The sequence below is a fragment of the Lactobacillus delbrueckii subsp. bulgaricus genome (genome assembly GCF_046938665.1).
GTDB lineage: Bacteria > Bacillota > Bacilli > Lactobacillales > Lactobacillaceae > Lactobacillus > Lactobacillus delbrueckii_C.
Map to the genome: position 1 here is coordinate 14,690 of NZ_JBKZCD010000010.1, position 25,027 is coordinate 39,716.

The 25,027-nt window shown below is 46.2% G+C and carries 23 protein-coding genes; 16 read left to right on the forward strand and 7 right to left on the reverse strand.

Annotated features, from left to right (window positions below):
- Positions 1–17: 17 nt before the first annotated feature.
- A complete protein-coding gene (gene carB / locus ACLUXO_RS05965) occupies positions 18–3,218 on the reverse strand; it encodes a carbamoyl-phosphate synthase large subunit (protein ID WP_412136739.1) in 3,201 nt (1,066 codons plus the stop codon).
- Positions 3,211–4,287, reverse strand: coding sequence for a carbamoyl phosphate synthase small subunit (locus ACLUXO_RS05970; protein WP_412136740.1), 1,077 nt, complete (start codon positions 4,285–4,287; stop codon positions 3,211–3,213). The genes carB and ACLUXO_RS05970 overlap by 8 nt, the downstream gene beginning before the upstream one ends.
- Before the next feature lie 389 nt (positions 4,288–4,676).
- Here ACLUXO_RS05970 and ACLUXO_RS05975 point away from each other — a divergent pair, with 389 nt between their 5' ends.
- Both ACLUXO_RS05975 and ACLUXO_RS05980 read left to right on the forward strand, forming a co-directional pair.
- Complete coding sequence (locus tag ACLUXO_RS05975) at positions 4,677–5,402, forward strand: DUF554 domain-containing protein (protein ID WP_412136741.1); 726 nt, start codon at positions 4,677–4,679, stop codon at positions 5,400–5,402.
- Between the two features lie 414 nt (positions 5,403–5,816).
- Positions 5,817–6,614: a GGDEF domain-containing protein gene (locus ACLUXO_RS05980; protein ID WP_412136742.1), complete on the forward strand. Its 798-nt coding sequence runs from the start codon at positions 5,817–5,819 to the stop codon at positions 6,612–6,614.
- A gap of 61 nt (positions 6,615–6,675) precedes the next feature.
- Here the strand turns inward: ACLUXO_RS05980 and ACLUXO_RS05985 are convergent, their stop codons facing one another.
- Positions 6,676–7,956: an MATE family efflux transporter gene (locus ACLUXO_RS05985; RefSeq protein ID WP_412136773.1), complete on the reverse strand. Its 1,281-nt coding sequence runs from the start codon at positions 7,954–7,956 to the stop codon at positions 6,676–6,678.
- 145 nt (positions 7,957–8,101) lie between these two features.
- On the opposite strand from ACLUXO_RS05985, the gene ACLUXO_RS05990 reads away from it, so the two are divergent.
- The 3 genes from ACLUXO_RS05990 to ACLUXO_RS06000 all read left to right on the forward strand — a co-directional run bounded on the left by ACLUXO_RS05990 (position 8,102) and on the right by ACLUXO_RS06000 (position 11,284).
- Positions 8,102–8,839, forward strand: a complete 738-nt coding sequence (locus tag ACLUXO_RS05990; protein ID WP_412136743.1) for a MerR family transcriptional regulator — start codon at positions 8,102–8,104, stop codon at positions 8,837–8,839.
- A gap of 230 nt (positions 8,840–9,069) precedes the next feature.
- Positions 9,070–10,326 carry an ATP-binding protein gene (locus ACLUXO_RS05995; protein WP_412136744.1) on the forward strand — a complete coding sequence of 419 codons (1,257 nt, stop codon included), beginning with the start codon at positions 9,070–9,072 and terminating at the stop codon, positions 10,324–10,326.
- Between the two features lie 316 nt (positions 10,327–10,642).
- Positions 10,643–11,284, forward strand: coding sequence for a tyrosine-type recombinase/integrase (locus ACLUXO_RS06000; RefSeq protein ID WP_412136745.1), 642 nt, complete (start codon positions 10,643–10,645; stop codon positions 11,282–11,284).
- A 191-nt stretch (positions 11,285–11,475) separates the two neighbouring features.
- Here ACLUXO_RS06000 and ACLUXO_RS06005 read toward each other — a convergent pair whose 3' ends face one another.
- Positions 11,476–11,946 (reverse strand): GNAT family N-acetyltransferase, encoded by a 471-nt coding sequence (locus ACLUXO_RS06005; protein WP_412136746.1) that lies wholly within the window; start codon positions 11,944–11,946, stop codon positions 11,476–11,478.
- Positions 11,947–12,207: 261 nt separating this feature from the next.
- Here ACLUXO_RS06005 and ACLUXO_RS06010 point away from each other — a divergent pair, with 261 nt between their 5' ends.
- The 9 genes from ACLUXO_RS06010 (at position 12,208) to ACLUXO_RS06050 (ending at position 21,650) form a co-directional block, all read left to right on the forward strand.
- The gene (locus ACLUXO_RS06010) at positions 12,208–13,122 is read left to right on the forward strand and encodes an ABC transporter ATP-binding protein (protein WP_412136747.1); all 915 of its coding nucleotides are present in this window, start codon (positions 12,208–12,210) and stop codon (positions 13,120–13,122) included.
- Complete coding sequence (locus ACLUXO_RS06015) at positions 13,119–13,979, forward strand: ABC transporter permease (protein WP_412136748.1); 861 nt, start codon at positions 13,119–13,121, stop codon at positions 13,977–13,979. Before ACLUXO_RS06010 ends, ACLUXO_RS06015 begins: the two co-directional genes overlap by 4 nt.
- Before the next feature lie 132 nt (positions 13,980–14,111).
- Positions 14,112–15,515, forward strand: a complete 1,404-nt coding sequence (locus tag ACLUXO_RS06020) for a Rib/alpha-like domain-containing protein (protein WP_412136749.1) — start codon at positions 14,112–14,114, stop codon at positions 15,513–15,515.
- Positions 15,516–15,674: 159 nt separating this feature from the next.
- The gene (locus ACLUXO_RS06025) at positions 15,675–16,139 is read left to right on the forward strand and encodes a DUF2798 domain-containing protein (protein ID WP_412136750.1); all 465 of its coding nucleotides are present in this window, start codon (positions 15,675–15,677) and stop codon (positions 16,137–16,139) included.
- A gap of 162 nt (positions 16,140–16,301) precedes the next feature.
- Positions 16,302–16,700, forward strand: a complete 399-nt coding sequence (locus ACLUXO_RS06030; protein ID WP_412136751.1) for an arsenate reductase ArsC — start codon at positions 16,302–16,304, stop codon at positions 16,698–16,700.
- Positions 16,701–16,738: 38 nt separating this feature from the next.
- A complete protein-coding gene (locus ACLUXO_RS06035; protein WP_412136752.1) occupies positions 16,739–17,809 on the forward strand; it encodes a hypothetical protein in 1,071 nt (356 codons plus the stop codon).
- 162 nt (positions 17,810–17,971) lie between these two features.
- Positions 17,972–18,814 carry an aldo/keto reductase gene (locus ACLUXO_RS06040; protein ID WP_412136753.1) on the forward strand — a complete coding sequence of 281 codons (843 nt, stop codon included), beginning with the start codon at positions 17,972–17,974 and terminating at the stop codon, positions 18,812–18,814.
- 186 nt (positions 18,815–19,000) lie between these two features.
- Entirely contained in the window at positions 19,001–19,753 is a 753-nt protein-coding gene (locus ACLUXO_RS06045) for an ABC transporter ATP-binding protein (RefSeq protein ID WP_412136754.1), read from the forward strand.
- A 22-nt stretch (positions 19,754–19,775) separates the two neighbouring features.
- On the forward strand, positions 19,776–21,650 hold the full coding sequence (locus ACLUXO_RS06050) for an FtsX-like permease family protein (protein ID WP_412136755.1): 1,875 nt from the start codon (positions 19,776–19,778) through the stop codon (positions 21,648–21,650).
- Positions 21,651–21,713: 63 nt separating this feature from the next.
- On the opposite strand, the gene ACLUXO_RS06055 is transcribed toward ACLUXO_RS06050, so the two are convergent.
- Complete coding sequence (locus tag ACLUXO_RS06055; protein ID WP_412136756.1) at positions 21,714–22,178, reverse strand: pyridoxamine 5'-phosphate oxidase family protein; 465 nt, start codon at positions 22,176–22,178, stop codon at positions 21,714–21,716.
- A 95-nt stretch (positions 22,179–22,273) separates the two neighbouring features.
- Here ACLUXO_RS06055 and ACLUXO_RS06060 point away from each other — a divergent pair, with 95 nt between their 5' ends.
- Positions 22,274–22,408 (forward strand): hypothetical protein, encoded by a 135-nt coding sequence (locus tag ACLUXO_RS06060; RefSeq protein ID WP_412136757.1) that lies wholly within the window; start codon positions 22,274–22,276, stop codon positions 22,406–22,408.
- On the opposite strand, the gene ACLUXO_RS06065 is transcribed toward ACLUXO_RS06060, so the two are convergent.
- The gene (locus ACLUXO_RS06065) at positions 22,380–22,958 is read right to left on the reverse strand and encodes a helix-turn-helix domain-containing protein (RefSeq protein ID WP_412136758.1); all 579 of its coding nucleotides are present in this window, start codon (positions 22,956–22,958) and stop codon (positions 22,380–22,382) included. The genes ACLUXO_RS06060 and ACLUXO_RS06065 overlap by 29 nt on opposite strands.
- A gap of 214 nt (positions 22,959–23,172) precedes the next feature.
- On the opposite strand from ACLUXO_RS06065, the gene ACLUXO_RS06070 reads away from it, so the two are divergent.
- A complete protein-coding gene (locus tag ACLUXO_RS06070; protein ID WP_412136759.1) occupies positions 23,173–24,024 on the forward strand; it encodes a diacylglycerol/lipid kinase family protein in 852 nt (283 codons plus the stop codon).
- A gap of 232 nt (positions 24,025–24,256) precedes the next feature.
- On the opposite strand, the gene ACLUXO_RS06075 is transcribed toward ACLUXO_RS06070, so the two are convergent.
- Positions 24,257–24,814, reverse strand: a complete 558-nt coding sequence (locus tag ACLUXO_RS06075; RefSeq protein WP_412136760.1) for a GNAT family N-acetyltransferase — start codon at positions 24,812–24,814, stop codon at positions 24,257–24,259.
- Positions 24,815–25,027: the final 213 nt, after the last annotated feature.

The following is a 25,027-nucleotide window of genomic DNA, read 5'->3' on the forward strand; positions in this document are numbered from 1 at the left end:
ATTGAGGAATACAGTTTCTACAGCTTGGTGATGTCGACCAAGGAGATCTTGTTGTCGTGCTTGGCTTCCAAAGCGTGGATCAAAGCCCGTGCCGTATCAAGGGAAGTGTAGATCGGCACGCCGGCTTCTACGGCAAAGCGGCGGATCAGGAAGCCGTCCTTCAAGTTGTTGTTTCTGGTTGGAATGTCGATGACCAGGTCGACCGTTTCCGTCAAGATCAAGTCAAAGATGGTGTTCTCCTTGTCGTTGATCCGGTTGACCAGGCGGGCAGGGATGCCATGACTCTGCAAGAAGTCGTATGTCCCTTGGGTCGCGTACAGGTCGTAGCCGAAGTCGTGGTATTCCTTGGCGATTGGCAAAAATTCTTCCTTAGCCGAATCCTTGACCGTGCAGATAACCTTCTTGTGCTTAGGCAGGTCCAGCCCAGTCCCCATAAAGGCCTTGTACATGGCTTCTTCAACGTCTTCAGAAATCCCCAGAACTTCACCGGTTGACTTCATTTCCGGCCCCAAGGCAATTTCCGCCCCGGTAATCTTTTCAAAGGAGAAGACTGGCATCTTGACGGCAACCGTCTTTTTTTCCGGAGCTAGGCCGTAGTCGTAGCCTTGTTCCTTGATGGACTTGCCGATGATGACATTGGTTGCCACGTCAACCAGCGGAATCCCGGTAACTTTGGAGATATAAGGGATGGTTCTGGAAGAGCGGGGGTTGACTTCAATCACGTAAACTTCGTTTTCGTAAACGATAAACTGAATGTTCATCAAACCCTTGACCTTCAAGGCCTTGGCCAGGCGCTTGGAGTATTCAACGATCCGTTCCTTCATCTCCTGGGAGATCTTTTGCGGCGGGTAGATGGAGATTGAGTCACCAGAGTGGACACCGGCTCTTTCAACGTGTTCCATGATCCCTGGAATCAAGATGCCTTCGTCATCGCAGATGGCGTCAACTTCACATTCCTTGCCGGCCAGGTACTTGTCGATCAAGATCGGGTGGTCTTCAATGTTGAACTGGGAAGTGATGTGGTCGATAAAGCGCTTGAGGTCGCCATCATTTAAGGCAATTTCCATCCCGGCCCCGCCTAAAACGTAGGAAGGACGGACCAAAACCGGGTAACCCAGCTCATTAGCAGCCTTTAAGGCTTCTTCAGCTGTAAAGACGGTTTGCCCCTTCGGCCGGTCGATCTGGCACTTTTCCAAAATCTCGTCAAATCTTTCCCGGTCTTCAGCCGCGTCAACACTGTCGGCAGAGGTACCAAGGATCGGCACGCCCATCTTCATCAAGTCCTGGGACAGCTTGATCGCGGTTTGCCCGCCGAATTGGACAATGGCCCCATCTGGCTGCTCAAGTTCAATGATGCTCTGCACGTCTTCAGCCGTCAAAGGTTCAAAGTAGAGGCGGTCGGCGATGTCAAAGTCAGTTGAGACAGTTTCCGGGTTGTTGTTGACGATGATGGTTTCGTAGCCAGCTTCCTTTAAGGCCCAGACGCTGTGCACGCAGCAGTAGTCAAACTCAATCCCTTGGCCGATTCTAATTGGGCCGGAGCCAAAGACAATTACCTTTTTCTTGGACCGGTCTGGCTGGATTTCATGTTCACCGCCATAAACGCTGTAGAAGTATGGCGTTTCGGCATCAAATTCAGCCGCGCAGGTGTCGACCGTCTTAAAAGCGGCCGTGATCTTCAAGCCCTTTCTGAGGTAGTAAACTTCATCAGCCGTCTTGCCGGTTAAGCTGGCGATGACCCGGTCTGGGAATTCGCAGTGCTTGGCCAGTTTCAACAGGTCTGGTGTCAGTTTTTCGCTCTTGAGGCGGTCTTCGATTTCAACCAGGTGCTTGATCTTGTCAATGAACCAAACGTCGATCTTGGTAATGGCATGAATCTCCCGGATGGAGACGCCCTTTCGCAAGGCTTCGGCAATTCTGAAGGCCCGCTTGTCGTCAATCTTGCGGAGGTCTTTTCGGAGATCATCTGCTGACAGCTGGGCAATTTCTTCATTATAAAGGTAGTAGCTGTCTTGTTCCAGGGACCGGAGGGCCTTCATGAAGGCACCTTCGAAGTTGTTGCAGATGGCCATGACTTCCCCGGTTGCCTTCATTTGAGTGCCCAGCTTGCGGGAAGCGTCGTAGAATTTGTCAAAAGGCCACTTAGGAATCTTGCAGACAATGTAGTCAAGGGTTGGTTCGTAAGAAGCGTAGGTCTTGCCCGTTACGGCGTTGACGATTTCGTCCAGCGTGTAGCCCAAAGCAATCTTGGTAGCAAGCTTGGCGATCGGGTAGCCGGTTGCTTTTGAGGCCAGGGCAGAAGACCGGGAAACCCGAGGGTTGACTTCAATGACGCAGTATTCAAAGGAGTCTGGGTTGAGGGCAAACTGGACATTGCAGCCGCCCTTGATGTTCAAGGCTGTGATGATGTTGAGGGCAGAGGAGCGGAGCATCTGGTAGTCCTTGTCTGACAAGGTTTGAGATGGCGCAACCACGATACTGTCACCGGTGTGGACACCGACCGGGTCCATGTTTTCCATGTTGCAGACGGTGATGCAGTTGCCGGCACCATCGCGCATGACTTCGTATTCAACTTCCTTCCAGCCGGCGATGGACTGTTCAATCAAACATTCAGTAACTCGGGAGAGGCGGAGGCCGTTAGAGCAGATTTCATGCAATTCTTGTTCATTGTGGGCGATCCCGCCGCCCGTCCCGCCTAAAGTGTAGGCCGGGCGGACAACTACGGGATAGCCAATTTCCTTGGCAAAAGCGATGGCATCTTCAACGTAGTTGACGACAACCGACTTGGCAACCGGTTCACCGATTCTTTCCATCAAGTTCTTGAATTCCAGCCGGTCTTCAGCCATCTTGATCGTGTCGGTGTCAGTACCGATGGTCTTGACATGGTGCTTTTCCAAAAAGCCTTCGTCAGCTAATGCCATGGCGATGTTCAAGGCGTTCTGCCCGCCCATGGTTGGCAGAAGGGCGTCTGGCTTTTCTTTTTCAATCAATTGCTTGACGACTGGCACAGTCAAAGGTTCGATGTAGACGTGGTCAGCCATGTCGCCGTCAGTCATGATCGTGGCCGGGTTGGAGTTGATCAGGACAACTTCGATGCCTTCTTCTCTGAGGGCCCGGCAGGCCTGGGTGCCGGCATAGTCGAATTCAGCGGCCTGGCCGATGATGATCGGGCCGGAACCAATCACTAAAACTTTTTTGATATCGTCACGCTTAGGCATTCTTGTGTTCTCCCATCATTTCAATAAAGCTGTCAAAGAGGTATTCCGTGTCGTGCGGGCCGCCGCAAGCTTCCGGGTGGAACTGGACGGACTTGATGTTTTCGTTTAAGTATTCCAGGCCTTCGTTGGTCTTGTCGTTGACGTTCTTGAACCAGACCTTGGCTTGCTTTGGATCAATTGTGTCTTCCTTGATCATGTAGTTGTGATTTTGCGTGGAGATGTAGACCCGGCCAGTATTCAGATCCTTGACTGGGTGGTTGCTGCCGTGGTGGCCGTAGACCATCTTTTCCGTCTCAAAGCCGTGGGCTAAGGCTAAAAGCTGGTGGCCCAGGCAGATGGCGAAGATCGGGATGCCGGAAGAAGCAAGGATCTTCAACTGGTCAATGATTTCCGTGCATTCACTCGGGTCGCCGGGGCCGTTTGAAAGCATGATCCCGTCGAAGTTGTGGTCTAAGACATATTGGGCCGGGGTGTCAGCCGGCAGGACTGTGACATGGCAGCCTCTTTTGGCCAGTTCTCTGGCGATATTGCGCTTGGCACCGAAGTCATAGAGGGCAACTTCGTAGTCACCTTGACCGACATGGTAGGGTTCAAGGCAGCTGCACTTTTCAACGACCCCTTGGATCTTGAAGGCCTTGATCTGGTCAATTACTTCGCTGACTTCGTAATCCTTGGTAGTGATCATCCCGTTCATGCAGCCTTCTTTGCGCAGGATCCGGGTGATGGCCCGGGTGTCGACGCCTTGGATGCCGGGGATGTTGTTTTCAATCATATAGTCGTTCAGACTCATGTTCATGCGGAAATTGGACCCCAGCCGGGAAAGCTCGCTTACTACAAAGGCTTCGACAAAGGGGTGGGCAGCTTCCTGGTCATCCAGGGGAACGCCGTAGTTGCCGATCAGGGGATAGGTCATGACCACGCTTTGACCGGCATATGACGGGTCGGTCAAGACTTCCACATAACCAGTCATCGCCGTGTTGAAGACGAATTCGCTGATAACATCATGGACCGCGCCGAAGCTTTCGCCTTCAAAAACGTGTCCATCTTCCAGTATTAAACGCGCTTTCATTGATTGTTTGACTCCTATAAAAAAAGACATATCAACGAGTGACATGTCTTAAGTGATGAAATATTAATAATTTGAAAAAATGGAAAAGAAACAGCGAATGAAGCTGGGCAGATATCGGGATTAATGTTAATAAATGCGGCCATTTTTGCTGCCTCCTTTCTGTTTTTTCAATAGTATAAAGGATAGATGCAAGGCTTGCAAGTGGTTTTCTTAATTTTCATTAAGAAAGCTGCATATTTTATATGCATTTAGTTGGCAATCGTTGATTTATCTAGGGGAAAGCAAGATTTGCCTGGATAATCACGAATATTCGCTTTTTCATTATTGAAATGATATTTAAATTAAAAAGCACCTTTTCCTATGCTATACTTTTGACTGAGGTGAAATATATGCCAGGAATCGGAACTGTAATCAACGTCACCGCCATTATCTGCGGCGGTCTGCTCGGACTTAACTTCGGCCACCTGCTCAAGGCCCGGGTGCAGGAAACATTAATGGTCGCTTGCGGACTGGGGACCATGTTTTTAGGGATTGCCGGAGCAATTGAAAAAATGCTGCAAGTCAAAAATGGCCAGCTGACCAGCGGGTCCAGTTTGATGATGATTTTATCCCTGGCAATTGGCGGCTTGCTGGGGGAATTACTCAACATTGAGGCCTACTTTGAATCTTTTGGCCACTTCCTCAAGCACAAGACTGGCAACAGCAAGGATCCAGCCTTTACTACAGCTTTTGTCGATGCCTCCCTGGTCGTGTGCATCGGCGCGATGGCGATCGTTGGCTCGATCAATGATGGAATCTACCATAAGCCAGATACCTTAATCGCCAAAGCGCTTCTTGACTTCGTTATTATCATGGTGATGACCAGCGCTGAAGGAAAGGGCTGCATCTTTTCCTTTGTGTCTGTCGGCCTATTGCAGGGGAGCTTAACCTTATTGGCTCACTATATCAAACCGGTTATGACCGCGGCTGCCTTAACTAATATTTCTTTGGTTGGCTCCGTCTTGATTTTTTGTGTCGGGGTCAACCTGCTTTGGGGTAAAAAGGTCCGGGTTGCCAACTTTTTGCCAGCCTTAGTTGTCGCCTGGATTTTTGCCTTCTTGCCAGTAATCGGCTGATGATCATATTCTGAAAAAGAAATTTGAAAGCAGTTCGTATAACATTTAAAATATAATTGATGATATACCTATATACGTTTTAGCTTTTTGCTGTGCTTCAGAAAGAAGGCGGTAGAGGATGAAGGCTCGCAGTAAAATCTGGAACTATCTCTGCTACGCGGGATTAAGTCGAGAAGAATATGAATCTGTTAAAGGCCGGGTTAGCTTCAGTAATTGGCGGATGCTGCTCCTTGGGGAAAACATCTTCTTTATTGCCATGATCATCTCTGCCATAATCGTGCCAATAAAGGTACCCTTGCATTACTTTACTAGTTTCTATAGCTGCTTTTACTCTCCTGAATTTCTTTACTTCAGTTCGGGAATCGCTTGTTTTTTCTTATGCTATTGACCCTGCTGGCCAAAGGAAAGACATCCTTGACAAAATTGCTGGTCTTTCTTTTCTGCCTGCTTCTCTATGCCTACTCCATCTGGACAACCTTGCAGAACCCCTCCAGCCAGGCCACGACCATTATGGTTTTTTTAGTCTTGTTGCCAACCATATTTGTGATCACCCCTTGGAAGCAATTCTTAATGTCCTTCATCTTAGTAATCTGCTTTAACTATTTGGTGATTGAGTTTAAAACGCCCGATAGCTTTGACGCTGATTCGTGGAACTCGGTCTTCTTTGGAGTAGTTGGCATTATCAGCGGCTACTACTTTGACCATGTCAGTCTGCTTGGCTGGCTTGACGCGGAAAAAAGCAAATTTCTCAGTGAAAACGACCTTTTAACCGGGATCAGGAACCGGAACTATTACCAAGATGAAATTGGCAACCTTTTGCACGGGGCCCAAGAAAGCGTCACATTTGTCTTCTGTGACGTTAATGGTTTACATGAAACAAACAACAAGCTTGGCCATGAAGCCGGGGACCGGATGCTGATTGCCCTGGCTAGTGAATTAGCTGACAAATTCGGGCAAGACATGTCTTTTCGCTTTGGCGGGGATGAGTTTTTAGCAATTGCCTTAGACGAGCCCTTGGACCAGGTCCAAGCAAAGTCTGACCAAATCCTTTCTAACTTGAAAAAGCAAGGCTACCACGTTTCAATCGGGATCAAGCAGGCAAATGCTGACCACTTGAATGTTACTGACCTGCTCTACCAGGCAGACAAGGCCATGCGCAAATCCAAGGAGGAATTCTACAAGAAAGCCGAGAACGACCGCCGGGTCCGGTGACCTTCCATTCTTTACTACATTTATGACTGCAGACAAAAAGCCGGTTTTACCCGGCTTTTTTCTATTCTGTTGCTTCTAAAGCTTGCATTTCTTTAATAATCAAGATGGTTGACCCCGAGACGCAGATGATTCTGGCGCCTAGCTCCGCGCTCCAGAAAGCATTAGTCTGAAGAGGCATTAAAAGCAGCCAGGTTGCGGCCAGCTTAAGGGCTAGTTCACCCAAGTTGCAATAGAGGTATTCCTTCATCAAAACCATGCTTCTGAGCAGTCCTTCATTCAAGAACTTGAAGATGGAGAAAAGCTGGATGCCGACAAAAGCATAGAGGTAAACTCTGAAGAAGGAGTAAGCTGCCTGGTTTTGGCCTGGATCAAAGAACATGCCTGCCAATAGCCGGCAGAAGATGACCGACAAGGCTGAGCTGACCAGCCAGTAAATAAGAGAGACATTGCTGCAGTAGCGGTAAACTGCTTTAACAGCTGAGTACTTTTTGGCTGCTAATAGCTGAGCTGTCATCAAAGTTAACGTCTGGGCAAAGCCAACCAGGACGATCCGGGCCAGGTTCATGACCTTGACGATGGCAACATAGCCCAAGATGGCTTCCTGGCCAAAGGGGTTGACCCAGGCTTGAACCAAAGTCGCGCCAAAGGTGATCGCGAATTGCTGGAAGATGGTTGGCAGGGCGATATGAAGGATGGACTTGATTTTTGTCCAGGAGAGGTCAGGCTTAAGTGAGACAGGCTCTTCTTCCTGCCGGTCCATTTTTGCCAAAAGGTAGAGGGTGACCAGCATGGTGATCCCTTGGGCTAAAACCGTGCCCAGGGCTGAACCCAATACGCCCAGCTGCAAGACGAGAATGAAAAGAAGGTTCAAGAGCAGATTTAAGACACTGGAAGTTGCCAGGAGATAGAAGGAGATTTTGGCCCGCTCATTGGAGATCAAGATAGCCCGGCCAACGTCATAGATGTAGATGATCGGCAGGGCAAAGAGGTAGACCCGGCCATAGAGGAGGGCATCCCCCATCATGTTTTCCGGTAATGACACCGCCTTATAAAGGGCGGGCAGGGAAATCCAGGCAATTACTACCAATACCAGGCCGCTTATCGCGCTGAGAAAGAGGGTGTCCCGGGCCATGGCAGCCTTCTCTTTATTTTTGCCAGCCCCTAACAGACGGGAGACCATGACGTCGACCGCCATTTCAAAGCCGCCGGAGACAACCAGGAAAAGCATGATGATATTGGCCGCGTTGCCCACGGCGCCTAATTCCCTGGCTCCCAGATAGCGGCCGATGATGGCCATGTCGATGACGCTGTAGAGCTGCTGGACAAAAAGCTCACTGATCATGGGCAGGCTGAAGGCCCAAACTTTCTTTTTCAATTCTTCTGTCATTTTTCTTACCTGCTTTCAAAGTTCATACCTTTAGGGTAAACTATGCCCTTAGGGAACAGTCAAGAGCTGAGGAATCTTAGTAAGGAAAGAATTGACCGATATGGACGAGGAATTGATCAAAACCGGTGATTTTGCCAAAATGTGCTCTGTCACTAAGAAGGCACTTTATGTCTATGAAGCAAAAGGACTTTTGCAGCCGGCAGTTGTCAAAGATAATGGCTACCGCTACTACCGATTGGAACAGGTGGACCAAGTTGCCACGATCCGCCTGCTGGAGAAATTGGGCAGCAGCTTGCAGGAGGTCGGAAACTTTTTCGCCCTAAAGGACTTGAATGAACGGCAGAAGTATTTAGCTAAGCAGCAGGAAGCAGTTGAAATAGAGATTACTGAGCTGGGGAAGATCAAGTCCAGTCTGGAATTTTTTGACCAGAGGATTCGTGACTTGAAACAGACCGGTTTGAACAAAGTGACAATTGAGACTTGCCCGGAAGAATACCTAGAAGTCAGTCCTTTTAGGCATGGTGTGTCGCTGAATCCAATCAGCTTCGGGCCCAGATATGGGGTGATCGTCGATGACTTCGAAAAGGCAGAAATCAGCCGCTTTTTTAAAGTGGTGGAAAGAAAAGAGGGCAATTACGTCAAAGCGGCTGGAAAGTATGCCTGCTTTTACCAGGAAATGGAGAACGACGATGTTGCTGGCAATGGGCCGGAGGCATTGAAGTTTTTAAGAAGTAAGGCAAAGGTTGTCCCGCCATTTTATCAGGAAGACTTCAGCAGTTCCGTTTTAGGCCATGACGGATCGGTGATCATCAAGTATTCTGCCACGCTGGATTTATAAGCAAAAAAGCAGTATCTATGCACGTTTTTTCGCGTGAGGGGATGCTGCTTTTGAATTTGCGGATGTTTTCAATCGCAAAAGGAGCGGAAAAGCGATTGAAAGAATAATCTATCGCGTTTGCAATCGCTTTTGATCAAAAAATCACTCCAAAACGAGCGCAAATGCGATTGAAAAGATAATCTATCGCATTTTTCCGCTCCAATTGCTATAATTAGTGGGAGGTGAGAAGCATGCGTGAGACCAAGGATCTAGAATTTAAGGAACAAGTTTCAAAGACGTTTTTGAAAACGGTCAGTGCTTTTGCTAATTATGGCACAGGTGAGATAAAATTTGGAATAAAGGACAATGGCCAAGTTGTAGGAGTGGACGATCCTGAGAGGGTTTGTTTGGATATTGAAAATAAGATCAATGACTCAATCCAACCTAATCCAAAGTATGATTTAGATATAGACAAAGATACACGGGTCATAACATTAAGAGTCTATCAAGGAACTAACCCGCCTTATTTTTATAAGTCCAAGGCATACAAGCGTAATGATAGTGCTTCGATTGAAGTAGATCCAGTCGAACTATCCCGCTTGATACTTGAAGGCAAGAACCAGACTTTTGATAGCCTGCAAGCCCAGGACCAAAATTTAACTTTCTCTAGCTTGGAAACTGCTTTACAGGATAAGCTTGGCATAAAGGCGCTGAATCAAGATATTCTGATAACTTTGGATTTGCTGCGTAAGGGTAGCGGATACACCAATGCTGGGGCACTTCTAGCTGATCACAATCATTTTCGTGGTATTAATTTAGTTCGTTTTGGAGCAAATCTTAATATCATGCTGGATCGAAAAGATTATGAAGGTATTTCTGTTTTAGATCAATACAATTTCTCCATTGACATGTATCGACAGTATTACCAACATGAAGAAATCAAGGGCATTAACAGGGAACTTGTAGCAGAGATACCCGAGGAAGCTTTCAGAGAAGCAGTTGCTAATGCCTTGGTCCATCGTACTTGGGACGTGAATTCTCAAATCAAAATTTCAATGTTTGATGACAGAATTGAAATTGCTTCACCCGGCGGCTTACCAAGTGGCTTGAGCAAAGAGGAGTATCTCTTAGGGCAAATTTCAATACTGCGCAATCCAATTTTGGCTAATGTTTTTTACCGTTTAGGCTTAATTGAACAATTTGGCACGGGAATTCGCAGAATTATTAGCAGCTATCAAGGCAGTGTTATTCAACCTAAATTTAAAATCTTTGCGAACTCTATCGTGATTATTTTGCCACTTTTACGATCGGTGCCAGTCAATCTTTCTGTGGATGAAGGCAAAATTTATCAAGCCGTTCAATCTGGAAATGAAACTACAAGCAAGATAAATGAAGTAGTCGGCTTTGGCAGAACCAAAACTTTGAAGTTGATAAACTCTTTGGTAAAGAAAGGGTATCTACTCAAATCTGGTGAAGGCAGAGGCACCAAATATATGCTACCGAATTAGAAAAATTGAATAGCTACTAAGCAGCATCCCTGCAGAATTTTCGCGTGAGGGGATGCTGCTTTTTTCTTTTTAACCTCATTTGCGGGAAAAAGGGCAAGTAATCATCTCCAAAATTTTGGGCGCAAATGAGAGCTTTTCTCAGCATTTTTGGCAAAAAATCACCTTTTTACCGAATGCGTAGAAATAGGCATTTTTACGCATTCGAATCTTGATTAGTTAGGACGGAATTTTTAACAATTTTGTCGCTTCAATGCACCTTTGTGCTAGAATAAATACATAAAGACGCATTCAATGAGGGGAGGATTTTAACAGCAAAATGGGCCGAAAAGTTAAAAAAACAGAGAGCAGCAGAAATATCCGGCCACTGAAAACTGCCAAGGAAATTAACGCCATGAAGCGGGCCCTCCAGTTTGGGACCGGGACAGTTACTGGGCAAAACAGGAATGGTCTGCGGAATGCTATGATTTTTGTCTTTGGGATCAACACAGGTCTCCGGATCTCCGACATCGTCAAGGCCAAGGTCTCAGACATTGAAGACGGGGAATGGTACAACCTGGTTGAAACGAAAACCCACAAGAACCGGCATGCCTATATCGGCAATATCAGCCAGGACTTGGAAAATTATATTGACCAGATGCGGCTGAAGCCAAGCGACTGGCTCTTCCCTTCTAGAAAAGGGGAGGGGCATATTGAAGGAAAGTCTTTCTATAAAGATTTGAAGCGGGCAGCCCGGCAGTGCGAGATTGATCCCAATACAGTTGGTACCCACACCCTAAGAAAAACTTTTGGCTACCACTACATCAAGAGCGCGACAACCCCTGCAGGTGATCCAGATCCCCGGGCCCTGTATAAGCTGCAGAAGATGCTGAACCACAGCAGCCCAACCACTACTCTGAGATACATCGGCTTGGAAGACGAAAGCATGGAAGAAGATTTGAAGTCTTTCCGTTTAGGATAAAATACACCTTTTTAAGAAGTGAGTTCTATTGCGCTTAAATGTGCAGGTGATCAACTTTAACTTTTTAAGAGCAACAGAATCGCTTTATCAGCGCTATACATTTTTAAGTAAACATATCTACATAAATTTTGTTATGTAAAGTAACTTGCTGGAATTAAAAACCGGTCTCAAAATTTGAGATCGGTTTTTGCTTACAAAATAAATTCCATATTTGTTCCCTTGACCTTCAAGCCATTCTTCTTATAGAAGTTTATGGCAGAATCATTGCCCTCCCATACATTAAGTGTCACTTCATAGCATCCCAGTCTTTTGGCTTCAGCTTTGACATAATCAAGCAGGGCCCGGCCCACGCCTTGGGAGCGCTGGGTACTGTCAACACAGAGGTCATCGATAAAGAGTGACTTAAACTGAACCATATTGGTTGAGAAAGGCTGCTCTTGCAGCTGAGTGAAGGCATAGCCAAGCACTTGATCATCTTCGTCAACCGCGACAAAAACTGCTTTCTGGTCATCGTTAATGATTGTCGTCAGCTCTTCCACCGTGTACTTGGTTGTGCCTGGAATAAAAATATCTGGACGAATCGAAGCGTGAATTTCCAAAACCTGGTTCAGCTGCTTCATAATTGCTGGAATGTCTTTAACTTGCGCGCGTCTAATTTGCATGATGCCACCTCTAAACAGTATCTAGTTACTGTTAATTTTAACATGAAGCATTGAATATACAGTACTTGAGATCTGTATCTCAGGGCAAATTAACTCACTTTACATCACCTAAGGGGTCACGCCAACCAGCGTGGCCTTTTCTTATGCCAGCTTTTTGCAACTTAGCTGCCTATTTTTGCATCTTACCTGGATTTAACCCAAAAAGATATTAGCAGATGTAGAATTAACTTATAAAGATAAATAGAAAGGGGTTGCAAAATAGTGAAGAATGCTATTGAGGTTAGAAACCTATCTAAGTCCTATGGTGACTTGAAAGTCGTCGATGACATCTCCTTTGCAGTCCGCGAAGGCGAGCTCTTTGCCTTCCTTGGCCCAAACGGGGCCGGAAAATCTACAACGGTTGACTGCCTGTCAACTTTAACCAAGTTCGATTCTGGTGAGATCAAGCTGGCCGGGCTTGATATGAAGACGGAGGCACAGGCAATCAAGCAGAGGATCGGGATCGTCTTTCAAGAAGGACTGCTGGATAAGCGGCTTACAGTGCTTGAGAATTTAACTCTTCGCGCTGGCTTTTACTATCACAGCAAGGCAGAAGTAAAAGCAGCTGTTGCCCGGGCAAGCGAGTATACGGAGATTAACGACCTGCTTAAGCGGCAGTATGGAAAATTGTCCGGTGGGCAGAGAAGGCGGGTAGATATCGCCAGAGCGCTCTTAAATACGCCGAAAATCCTTTTCCTAGATGAACCAACGACGGGTCTTGATCCGCAGACCAGGCAGCACATTTGGGAAACGATCCAGCGCCTCCAAAAAGAGCAGGGGATGACCATCTTTCTGACGACACACTATATGGCCGAAGCATCCGCAGCGGATTATGTGGTAATACTGGACCACGGGAAGATTGTCGCTGAAGGTAGTCCGATCAGCTTGAAAGAGCGCTACAGCTATGACCGGCTGAAGCTGTATCCGAAGCAAGAGCAGAGTTTAGACAATATTCTGTCGTCTTTATCACTTAATTGGAAAAAGGCAGCCGACCACTATGAGGTAGAACTGACGGACACCATGGATGCCATTGATATCGTAGAAGGAATGCGGGACCAATTGCAAAGCTTTGAAGTCCTGCACGGAACGATGGATGACGTATTCTTGAATATTACAGGGAGGAGGCTAAGAGAATGAGCGCGATGGTCAAAAGGAATCTCAAGATTTACTTTAGAGACAAAGCTTCAGTATTCTTCTCAATGCTGAGTGTCATTATTATTTTTGCCCTCTACATCTTATTCATTGGTGATTCAGTGAACAGCGGGCTAAAGTTTCTGCCACATCCCAACCGCTTGATGCGGGCTTGGATGCTAGCGGGGATGCTGGCTTCGGCGTCGATCACTACGAGTTTAGGAGCATATGGAGTAATGATCAGTGACCGGGAGAATAAGGCGATCAAGGACTTTTACTCATCTCCGGTCAGCAGAAGACAGGTCGCGGGCGGCTATATCGTGACTGGCTTCATCATCAGCATCATCATGTCCATTTTTACCTTAATTTTTGGGGAAATCTACCTGGGTCTGGCCGGCGGGGCAGTACTGGATGTGGAGACTTTACTAAAGCTATTTGCTGTAATTGTCTTATCAGCCTTTGCTTCATCGGCGATTGCTTCCTTCATAATTTCTTTCTTGAAGACCAACAGCTCCTATTCAGCCGCAAGCACGATAGTTGGGACTCTGATCGGCTTTTTGGTTGGGGCATACATTCCAATTGGGAGTCTGCCAGACAACGTTCAATGGCTGGTTAAGTACTTCCCATGTGCTCATTCAGCGGTACTTTACCGGCAGCTTTTGATGAAGCCTGCAATAAAGGCAAACTTTGCTAATCAGCCGGCAAGTGTACTAAAAGAAATCAAGGAAATGTTTGGGATTGTCTTCGTATATGACGGCCATACCGCGCCTGCCTGGCTGTCAGTAGTCGTCTTGCTGGTTACTGGGGTAGTTTTCTATTTACTAGCGGTTTTGGTAATGACCCGGAAACAAAATGAGATATAGAGATAGTTAACATAATTTAGGATATGGAAAGTCGCGTACAAAAGTATGCGACTTTTTTGATTAAAGCCTTTTCATGGACGAATTTTAGGGATATGATCAAGTTGGATGTTTAAGTTAGGAAAGGTGAATAACATGAAAAGGAAAATTCTAGCATTTGTTGGATGTCTGTCCTTGGTCGCTACGACCATTCAGCCTGTGCAAGCAAGCTACCTTAACGGGTATGACTATGCCAAAATGGCTAACAAGAAAGTTGTAGTCACTAAGACTATGAAGGTCTACCGGGTAAAGACTGGCACTTCTGAGTCAAAGAACCATTTTTACTCTGCGGGCAAAGTCAAGAAAGGTTCTGTTATCTATCGGTCACGATGGTTGATGAGCACTGGCAGTGGCTGGGTAATTAAGAGTAGCAAGTATAAAGCCGGCAAGCGGCAATTCTACTTTGTCTCTGCCCCAGAAAAGACTAAATGGTTTAAGGCTTACAAGGCTAAGAAGAAATCTGTAGCTAAAACGGAGAAGACCAGCAAAAAGACCAATGAGAAAGTAAGCAAGAAGAAAGTCACTAAGGCTAAGACCGTAAAAAAGACAGCTAAGCCGAAGAAGGTAGTAAAGAAAACTGCTAAGAAGAAAAGCAGTAAGAAGACTGTGAAGAAGGTTGCCAAGAAGAGCTCTAAAAAGACAGTCAAGAAAACTACTAAGAAACCCGCAAAGACAGTAAAGAAGACTAGCAAGAAGCCGTTAACGATGGCACAGAAGTATAACCCAAAGGTTAAGGCTTGGACTACAACACTTGATTGGGGAGAAACATTCTCAAGCGATGCGTATTCTTACATTACTAATACCTTGGATCTTCCAAGTGAGACAAACTATACTTTTGTAAAGCCGGTAAACACTAAGAAGGGCGGCTTCTATCAGACTAATATTCTGGTTACCTACCCAGATGGTTCAAAGGAAACGGTAGGGCCAGTATCCTTTGTAGTCAAGTCAGCACAAGCAGATGCGTACAATGTGACTGTCAAGAACACTACCGTGCCGTATGGCCACCATATTGATATTAGAACGGACATTGTGACTAACCCAGTTGGTTACTTCCCGAATGACCCAGCTGAAGTAACTAGGGATACGACAGAATTTAGCTTTTGCCGTGCGGATGGCAATCCTTTAGCCGATGATCCCGATACCACGGTACCAGGCAGTCATGATTACTATATTTTGGTTGAGTATCCAGATTATTCCTACCAAGTTAGCCAGAAGTTTACCTTAACAGTCAGTCAGCCAGATAACCTGGTCTATCATCCAGCTCTGAAGAGCTCTTCAATCACCATGCCAGTAGGCACAGATATTGAAGCAGACAGCTACCAATTGCTAAAGCCGCAAGACTTTATCAGCAATACTGATGCTATGCCGAAGGGGACCAAGTACGAGATTCGTGACGACTACAGCTACGATGAGCAATCTAGCAGCTACGTTACTATCAAGGTTACCTTCCCGGATGATACAACTTGGGAATCGCCGATGTTCTTACTGGCCTTTAATTGAAAATTGCAAACGCTTTTCAGAAAAACTTATCAAAAATCCTTACACAATCAATTTTTCTATGCTAGAATAACTAACTGTATTTGAATACGGTTATGATTGGAAACGCACACTCCCGGAGTGATTAACGAACAACACGTGAATCATGAAGGGAGTTTTTTAATGCCAGAATCAAAACTGGAAAATTTTGTCTTTACTGTTATGATGGCCTTTGTTATGGTCTACGCCATGATCTGCTACAACATCGCTCTTACCATCGGCGGGATGAGGGATGCTGTCTTACTGGATGCCTTCCGCGAAATGATGATCATGTGGCCAGTTGCAATCATCCTGGAGATGTTCGTCTTTGAAAAGCCTGTCGTTTATTTGACTCAGCGGCTGATTACACCTGAAACGCCAATCTTGCTGATCATCTTGATCCGTTGCTCAATCACTGTCTGCCTTATGTGCCCAACGATGAGCTTGATCGCGACCGCGCTCTTCAAGAACTTCCAAGCAGCTGGCTTCATCGGGACCTGGTTGCAGACTGCCGTCATCAACTTTCCAATGGCGATTGGCTGGCAAATCTTCTTCTGTGGTCCTGCAGTAAGATTCTTGTTTAGAACAATTTTTAGAAAAGCAAACTAAGTTACATTAGCAGCATTCATCTGTATTTAGTGCAGGGGATGCTGCTTTTAGTTTATAATAGAGGTCATAAGTAATCGGTTACAGCTCACTGGAGAGAATTTTTCCTTTGTCATTGTTTCCAGTAACCCTGGTCTGCTTGAGAAGAAATAACAGGAGTTCATTATGACCAAAACGAAAGTAGCCTTTATCTGCACCCATAATTCCTGCCGCAGCCAAATTGCTGAAGCCTTGGGTAAAAAGTTGGCTGGGGATGTCTTTGAATCCTATTCAGCCGGCACGGACCTTAAAGATCAGATTAATCCCGACGCGGTTCGGTTGATCAAGGAGCATTACGGCATCGACATGCTGGCTAACGGGCAAAAGCCGAAGACGCTGGCTAATTTGCCTAGCGTTGATTACGTAATCACCATGGGTTGCGGAGTCCGCTGTCCTTATTTGCCTGCAAAAAAGCGGGTAGACTGGGGATTAGAAGATCCTACAGGCCAAGATGATGAGACCTTTTTGCAGGTGATTAAAGAAATCGAGAGCAAAATACTTAACTTGAAGCAGGAACTGCAATAATTACGCAAGATCCCTTTTGATTGACTGAGGTAAAAAGGATGACGAGCCAAAATAACAGCCCAGTCTGCCGGATTGAGGCCGGTGAAAGCTGGCAAATCGGAAATGAAAACACATTATTGACCATAAATAACAAGGAGATCAAGTATACTGACCTGGAAAACAGTTCAAGCATTTTCATCCCTTGTGATACAACAGATCTGGCCAATTTCTGCCTAACCGGCGTCAGCAATCTCTATGTCCTAGAACCCTTACTTGAGCTCAACTATGACGAAGAGCCGGGCATCCCTGCTGACCAGCCTCTGCTTTTCCCCTATGATCCGGAATTGACTGGCGAGCTTGTCCAGATCGTCAATTACTTGACCAAAAAGATCGCCAGTAAGTCCGCCTATGATGAACGGCAGAAATCTTTGGCGGCCAAACGCGAATATGAGCGCCTGTACGGTCCCTTTAGATACAGCCGGGGGCAAGCTGAGCATTTTAGCGACAACCACTACAGAATGCGGTATTTTCCAACTATTGAGTTAAGAGGCAGTAAGTGCACGCCGGAGTGGTACCTGCTCCAACCAGAAATGGAAGTCAGCTTTAAAGATGATGGCGACAATGTACTGATTGCCTGCCAAGGGCAGACCCTGGGCTATTTGCCTAACCCGCGCATCGCGAACCTGGTTAGGTCTGCTCTAGCTAACCTTGAGCAAAAGCCATTTGCCTTTATCAAGTCCATCGATGAAAAAAGACAAATTATCCAGCTGGGATTAGCCATCTATCAAAAAATGACTGAACCCGTTTTAGCCAATATCCCGCACATTGAAAGCTGGCTCTTAGAAACAGACGGTGAAGATATTGTTGGAGAGAGCCGGCAAAAGTACCTTGAAGAAGTCGAAGTAGGGCAGCTCTTGTCTCTGCAGCTAAATCCTCCGTACGAGCAGATTACGGTCTGCACCCTGGAAGGGGATGAGCTGGGGAAATTAAATAAGCAAGACACCGCCCTAGCTATGCGCTGCAACAAGAAAATGCAGATTTTTAGCGAGATCTGCCAAATGGACTACCAGCACCACATCCGCTGCAAAGTCAGAATCTTGTTTATCGACCCGAAAACCCAAGAAAACTGAAGACCAGACAGCCACTAAAGCAAGCAACAGCTCCAGTGGCTGTCTTCTATAGCAGGGATGCATAGCAACATGTATAGCAAGCATTATCTTTTGACAGGCATGCCTTGTATCATAAAAGCATTAAGGAAATCAAACAGATAGTTCCCGAAAGGAAGACAAAATATGATGGAATACTTAAACTTAAACAACGGTTTGCAAATGCCTATGGCCGGGATCGGTACCTTCATGCTTTCGCCAAAAGACGCGGAAAACTCAGTCGCCAGTGCCCTAGCAAGCGGCGTCCGCTTGATCGACACGGCCAATGCCTATGTAAACGAATCGGCTACCGGCCGCGGCATCAAGAAGAGCGGAGTAGCCCGTGAAAATATCTTCCTGGTGTCTAAGCTTTGGCCAACGGTTTATGAAAATGACACCGCCGTTGACGAAATGTTGAAGCGCCTGCAGACTGACTATGTTGACCTGCTCTTCCTCCACCAGCCAACTGACAACTGGCGGGCAGGTTACAAGAACATCGAAAAGGCAGTAAAGGAAGGCAAGGTCAAGGCGATCGGCCTGTCCAACTTCCCGCAAGAGCTGGTTCAAGAAGCAATTGACACCATGGAGATCAAGCCGCAAGTCGTACAAGTTGAAGCCCACCCATACTACCCGCAAACTAAACTGAAAAAGTTCCTGGCCAAGTATGATATGGGCCTCATGGCTTGGTACCCGCTGGGCCACGGCGACAAGAGCTTGATCAACCAGCCAATTTTTTCTGAATTGGGCAAAAAGTACGGTAAATCCAACGCCCAAATCATTCTCCGCTGGCACGTGCAAATGGGCAACGTGGTTATTCCTGGCTCTAAGAACCCAGACCACATCCGTGACAACTTCGACATCTTTGACTTCCAGCTGACTGATGCGGAAATGGCTGAAATCGCCAAGCTGGACAAGGACACGCCATACTACCAGGCATCCCCGGTATTGTTGGCAAGATACGCCACAACTCAGCTGGGTGAAGACCTGTAAAAATTGAATAAAGCATCTACACTAATCATGAAACAGACGAAGACTTTCCACAAAAGGAGAGCCTCGCCTGTTTTTTGTTACAACTTTTTTACAAATCGCTAAAATTCCTATTGACGATTCGAAAAGACTCCAGTATTATTTAGTGTATCAGAACAGTAATACACCGATACGATTTAGGGGGTAACTATGGAAAAAGTGATGACAGTCAACAACGTTACGAAGACTTACGGTAAAAAAGGGGAGAAGCAGTTCCAGGCCTTGAAGGGTGTCTCGCTCAGCGTAGCCAAGGGAGAATTCGTCGCCATTATGGGGACTTCCGGTTCTGGTAAAACCACTCTTTTGAACATCATGTCAACCCTGGACAAGCCAAGCAGCGGCGAGGTCACGATTAACGGCAAAAACATCGCCAAGCTGAAGAAGAACCAGATGGCCGACTTCCGAGCTAAAGAAATTGGCTTTATCTTCCAGGACTTCAACCTCTTGGACAACCTGACCGCTAGGGAAAACATTGCCCTGCCACTTTCTTTGCAAGGTGTAAAGAGCTCAGAAATCGATTCTAAGGTCGATAAGATCGCCGCTAAGCTCAACATCAGCGAAGTCTTGGAAAAGTACCCAGCAGCCATTTCCGGCGGGCAGAAGCAAAGAGTTGCTGCTGCCAGAGCCTTGGTTCATGAACCGGCAATCTTGATGGCCGATGAACCAACTGGGGCCCTGGATTCTAAGTCTTCCAGAGCCTTGCTGGACACGATGGAGCTGCTTAATGAGAAAGACCAGGTTTCAATCTTGATGGTCACTCACGATCCGTTCTCCGCATCGTTTGCTGACCGGATTCTCTTTATTAGGGACGGTTTGATTGATGAAGAAATCAAGCGCGGGGACATGAAGCGGCAGGACTTTTACAAGAAGCTGATCAGCCAGCTCAGCGAAAATGCCGACTAGTTGAGTAAAGAAAGGGATTAACATGATTTTTAAACTGTCAATGACCGGGCTGAAAAGCCGGCTAAAAGACTACCTGGTCCTGTTTTCTGGCCTTAGCGCCGCCAGCATGATCTTCTACATGTTCTTGACTCTGGCCGCTAACCCATCCTTCTTGAAGTCCAGCGTTGCCGGCCAGCTGACCATGGAAGCGACCAAGTTTATTTTTTCCTTCGGGATCGTCCTTCTGGCTATTTTAACCCTGGTCTACCTGGCATATGCCAACAGCTTCCTCTTGAGCATGAGAAAGCGGGACTACGGCATGTACATGATGCTGGGGGCAAAAAGCGGCAAGATCGGCCAGCTGATCTTCGCTGAGACCCTGGTTACCGGCCTTCTGGCTACTGGGATCGGGATTATCTTAGGCGTGGGGCTGACTGAACTGGTCTCATCCTTGATGGTCAAGCAGCTGGGGCTAACTCTGGCTCACTTTAACCCGCTCTACCTGCCAGCAGTTCTCTGGACCTTACTCTTCTTTGTCGCCCTGTTCTTCCTGGCCGCTTCCTGGAACGCGGTCAAGCTGACCAAGACTACTCTGATCAATCTCTTAAAAGAAGATCAGAAGCCAAGCAAGTTGAAGAGCCGGCCGGTCTTACGGACTATCCAGGCTATCGCGGGTGTACTGCTTTTGGCTACGGGCTACTGGGCAATGTGGCATGTGGCTACTTTGCAGCTGAAGGCAATTCCAATTGCTTTAGTAACCATCGTTTTGGGCAGCTTTTTAATCTTTGACGCCTTCTTTGTAGCTGTCATCGACTTTTTGCGGAAGAGACACAGCTTCCTTTATAAGGGGATACGACCTTACACTCTGGGCCAGTTGAAGTTCCGCCTGCATGGCTATACCAGAATCCTGTCAGCCATCTCAATTATGCTGGCCCTGGCCCTTGGCGCTATTACGGTCGGCATTAACTTCAACAATTTGAAGAATGCCATGACTGACGTTATGTACTACGACTTTGTCTTAGTTGGCAAGCAGAAGAAGCTGGCTGACAAGGTTGAAAAAATCGGTACAGAGGAGAAAGTTACTTACAGCTACAAGGCTGATGAGAAAAATGGCGTCCTCTATGTCAAGAAAAGTGAAATTGACCAGACACCACTCAAGATTCAAATGTATAACGCGGCATCTTCAGACAAGAAGAAGGCGATTGACAAGGAAGGGCGGATTTACCACACGGTCGAGGTTACATCCAAGACCTTAACTGGTAAGCAGACTTCAGCTACGGTCAGAAATTCTGCTCAAGCTGCCAGCCTCTTCCCAGAAGATTCCAGCAAGGGCTTTGTGGCCTTGTCAGATGCAGCTTTTGCCAAAAAGAAGCTGACGAGCAAGGTCATCACTTTTTACAAGGTTAAGGATTTTGCCAAGAACAACAAGAGATTGCTGAAGCTTACTGAGCAAGAAATGAAGCTCTTCAGTAAGGAGTCTATGGCTTATGGCTACCTGGAATTCACCAAGCCGGTTCTTTACCAGCAGATCGCGGCAATGTGTTCAGGCTTTGAATTTATGGGCCTTTTCCTCGGTTTGTCCTTCTTGATGATGCTGGCTTCAACTCTGATGTTTAAGATCCTGTCAGCTGCAGCCAGTGATAAATTGCGCTACAAGATGCTCTACAAGCTTGGGGCTAGAAACAGCGTCTTAAAGGCAGCGATCAGAAAGGAAATTGCTATTCTGTTTGTCGCACCGGCGGTACTTGGCAGCCTGGACGTGCTCTTTGGCTTGAAGTTCTTCACGATCCTTCTGCCAGACCCCTACTACAAGATTTGGATTCCATTCTTAGCCTTCTTCCTCCTGTACCTGGTTTACTACCTGGTAACCGTTACGCTTTACCAGGGGATTGTTTTAGGAGACACTAAGCAAGACTAAGTTTTTATAGCAAATGAAAAGCGATCGAAACATGATACAGTTTCGGTCGCTTTTTGCATGGAATTAGAAGGTGAAGGCTTTTTGGAAAATCGGGGTTTGCCGCAAATCGTAAACAAAGCCGTCAATAGGGGTGATTTCAAATGGCCGGAGCAGTTCCCGGCGTTCGGAGTTGGTCTTGTTGATCTCCAGCATTTCGGGATGCTGGTCGTAGATCTTGTCAAGATAGGAGAGGTCGACTTCTTTGACTGTCCCGTTTAGGGTAAAGCCAACGCTGGACATGGTCTCTTCGCCTTTAAGAGCGGTGATTGAGACATAGGGCAGGGCGTGCAAGCGTTGGTAGAAGCTCTTTTGGTAGGTCGTCGCAAAGTAGAGCTTACCGTCAAGGCAGAGCTCAATATCGGCAACGTTAGTATAAGGGCGGCCGTTGGCAATCGTGCCAAAGACGACTGATTGGAAGGCAGATGGAATTAAGTCTAAAAATTCTGCTGTAGTCAAGCTATTGTCTAGCATCGGTACTGCTTTACGCATAAGAATTTCCTCCTATGAGTGGTGTATTTCTAAGATTTACATGCTTATTATAGCATCTTTTTGGGAGAAAGAGATGGGGGAGGAGGGATGCTAGTTTGACTAGTCATAATTATGGTTATGTAAAGCACGATAAATGGTCAAGCAAGCAGGCCAAGAAAGAACAGGAAGCTCCGACATTGCAGAAGCAGGCTGACGAGCGTGCTAATGTAGTGGAGATGACCAAGGATTAGAGCCGCTTCCCCCTTCAATTTCAACTCTTAGCAATTGACAAGTCTCCGAATCCTGGGATACTAAGTTGTAGTCGTTAAACGCTTCTTCAATTGGCTTCTCTGCATCTTGTTCATGGCAAAAGTAGTTCTCTACTCGCAGCCAGTTTGCTAGTTGCTTGGCAGTAAACTTTGAAGATTTCTTTGGTTCTTTCAAGGGAATTTGACTTGGCAATTTACTAGTATAGAGCAAATCTTTTAGCAACTTGTTGTCATCCTCTGATGGAAAGGCACCAGCTTCATACAAAGCAACAGTATTCATGCTAAGTCCCGTTAATTTAGCCAAATCACGCTGAGAGAGGCCAAACTTATTCCGAAAGCTCTTTAAGTCGGCAGGTGACACAAGCCCCACATCGTCGCGATAAGCTTGTCTAGCCATTTCAGTTGCACGTTCATCAAGTTCAGCATCGTAAATTGGTTGATCTGTTTCAGCATCAAAGCGTGCTGGTGCAGTAATCTTGTATGTCTTACCGCTAAATGTGTATGTAGTCGTGAAATTTTTGATGTAGGACATGTTCAGGCCTCCTTGTCACATTCATGTGCAATTATGTCACCAAGCTAGAAAAGATTCCACTAAATAGCATATAGAAACTATCACCTCACCTCCAAAAGCGGGGGAGGGAACAGGGGAGGCGGTACCTTATCGCCCCCTTTTTGCTACGGCTTCTGTACAAATCGGCAAGATTGTGCTTACATTAAACTATTATAAAAGGAAGTCGATATAATACATGAAGCATGTTTTTCTAATCAAGCCAAGTCCCGATCAGTCGAAAAGTGATTCCCTCGTCAAAAATATCGCTAGGGTGATGGAGGGGAGAGATTACGTGATTTTCTTTAGTGAGTACAAGGACCACGTCAAAGAAATCGTCAAAAATTACCCGGAAAAGACCCGGTTCTACTCAGTTGGCGGAGACGGCTTTTTCAACCAAGTCATCCAAAATCTCGTGCATACAGACCATGAAGTTGTTTGCCTGCCATTTGGGACGGGCAATGACTTTTCCCGCGCGATTCACCGCCATATGACTCCTGAAGCCATCCTCAAAGCAACTTTAGACCAGCCAGCGATTCCAATTGACACGATTTTAGTCAATAATGAGCGATACTGCGTCAACGTTGGCTGCTTTGGACTTGACGCCTTGATTGCCAATACGGTACATGACGTCAAAACGCCTAAAAGCACGGCATATGTAGCTTCAATCCTGCGCAATATCAGCCGCTATAAGTTTGCTAAAGTGAAAGTCATGGTCCAAAATGATCTGCTTTTTAACGACCGGGTCACGCTTTGTGCCTTCTGCAATGGTCGCTTTTATGGCGGGGGCTTCCAAATTTCACCCAAATCAAAGATCAACGACGGTCTGATTGACATGGTAATCCTGCCGAAAGTAAACCGCTTATTTGCGCCATATTATATCTATAAAATTCTGCGAAAGGACCTAAATAGCTGCAAGGATGTAGTGGTGAAACAGGTGAAAGAATGCGTAATAACAACGCCTGCAGCAATGAATCTTGATGGCGAAAAGAAGGAAGCCGCCAAGTATCATCTGGTCGTTCAGCCAAAATCCTTGAACTTGGTGATTTGACAGACTAGCTAGCGAATCTGCCGAAATACGGGCAGATTTTTTCTGTAGCTTGATAAAACAGAAATCAAAAGCAGAAAAGAAAAATAAAAAATGCTCAAAAACTCAATAAAATTGCTATAAAGCAAATCCTTGAGCCAAAAGAGCATTTCAAACTTCTGTCATTAAAATTATAGTTTTAAACTAACACACATAAAAAACGTGAGAAAAACTTTGAGCTTTAAGCAAGGGTAGCTTAGTACTTTTCTTTCACATCAGGCCATTCTTCAGCAAGCACAGCGTACTCATTGCTGTCATGATAGCCGTCTCTAAGGATCAGCCGGCCCTTATGGCAGCCTTCAAACCGCATCCCCAGCCGTTTAGCCACATTATTGCTTGGCAGATTGTCTACCGCGCACTGCAGCATAATTCTGTGCAGGCCATATTCCTCAAAGGCGATATCGATGATCGCCCGGGTAGCCAGCGTCATGATCCCGCGTCCGCGGAATTCTTTGCCTAAAAAGTAGCCGATATCTGCCTCAGAATACATAGCATCAATTGAATTCAAGCTGACTTTACCAGCTAATCGGCCATGATACCAAATATGCAGGTCTAAGGCTTTGCCTTCAGCAAACCTGACTAAACCACGCCTAATAGCATCAGTCTCAGCTTGCACGTCATGAACGTGGTCAACCCAAGGCAAGTAGTAGGATAAATTGTCCCGGTTTCTGTCAATTAAGTCATACAGAGCTTCACCGTCAGTCAGTCTTGGCACGGCTAACTCTAATTCATCGTTGAGCTTGTAGCTAAACATTGTTTTCATCTCCAATCCAAAAGTAATCGCGAAAAAAGATTATCTGAATTATATCAGAGCGCAGTATCAAATACTAGCGGGCAAAATGACCAGCTGCAGCTAAAGCATCCTCTCTCGCGGATTTTTCTACACAACTTTACATAATATGTATTATTCGAACTATAAGCTGAAAACGAAATCGTATCCCCTCCAAACAAAAAAGCACTGCATTTG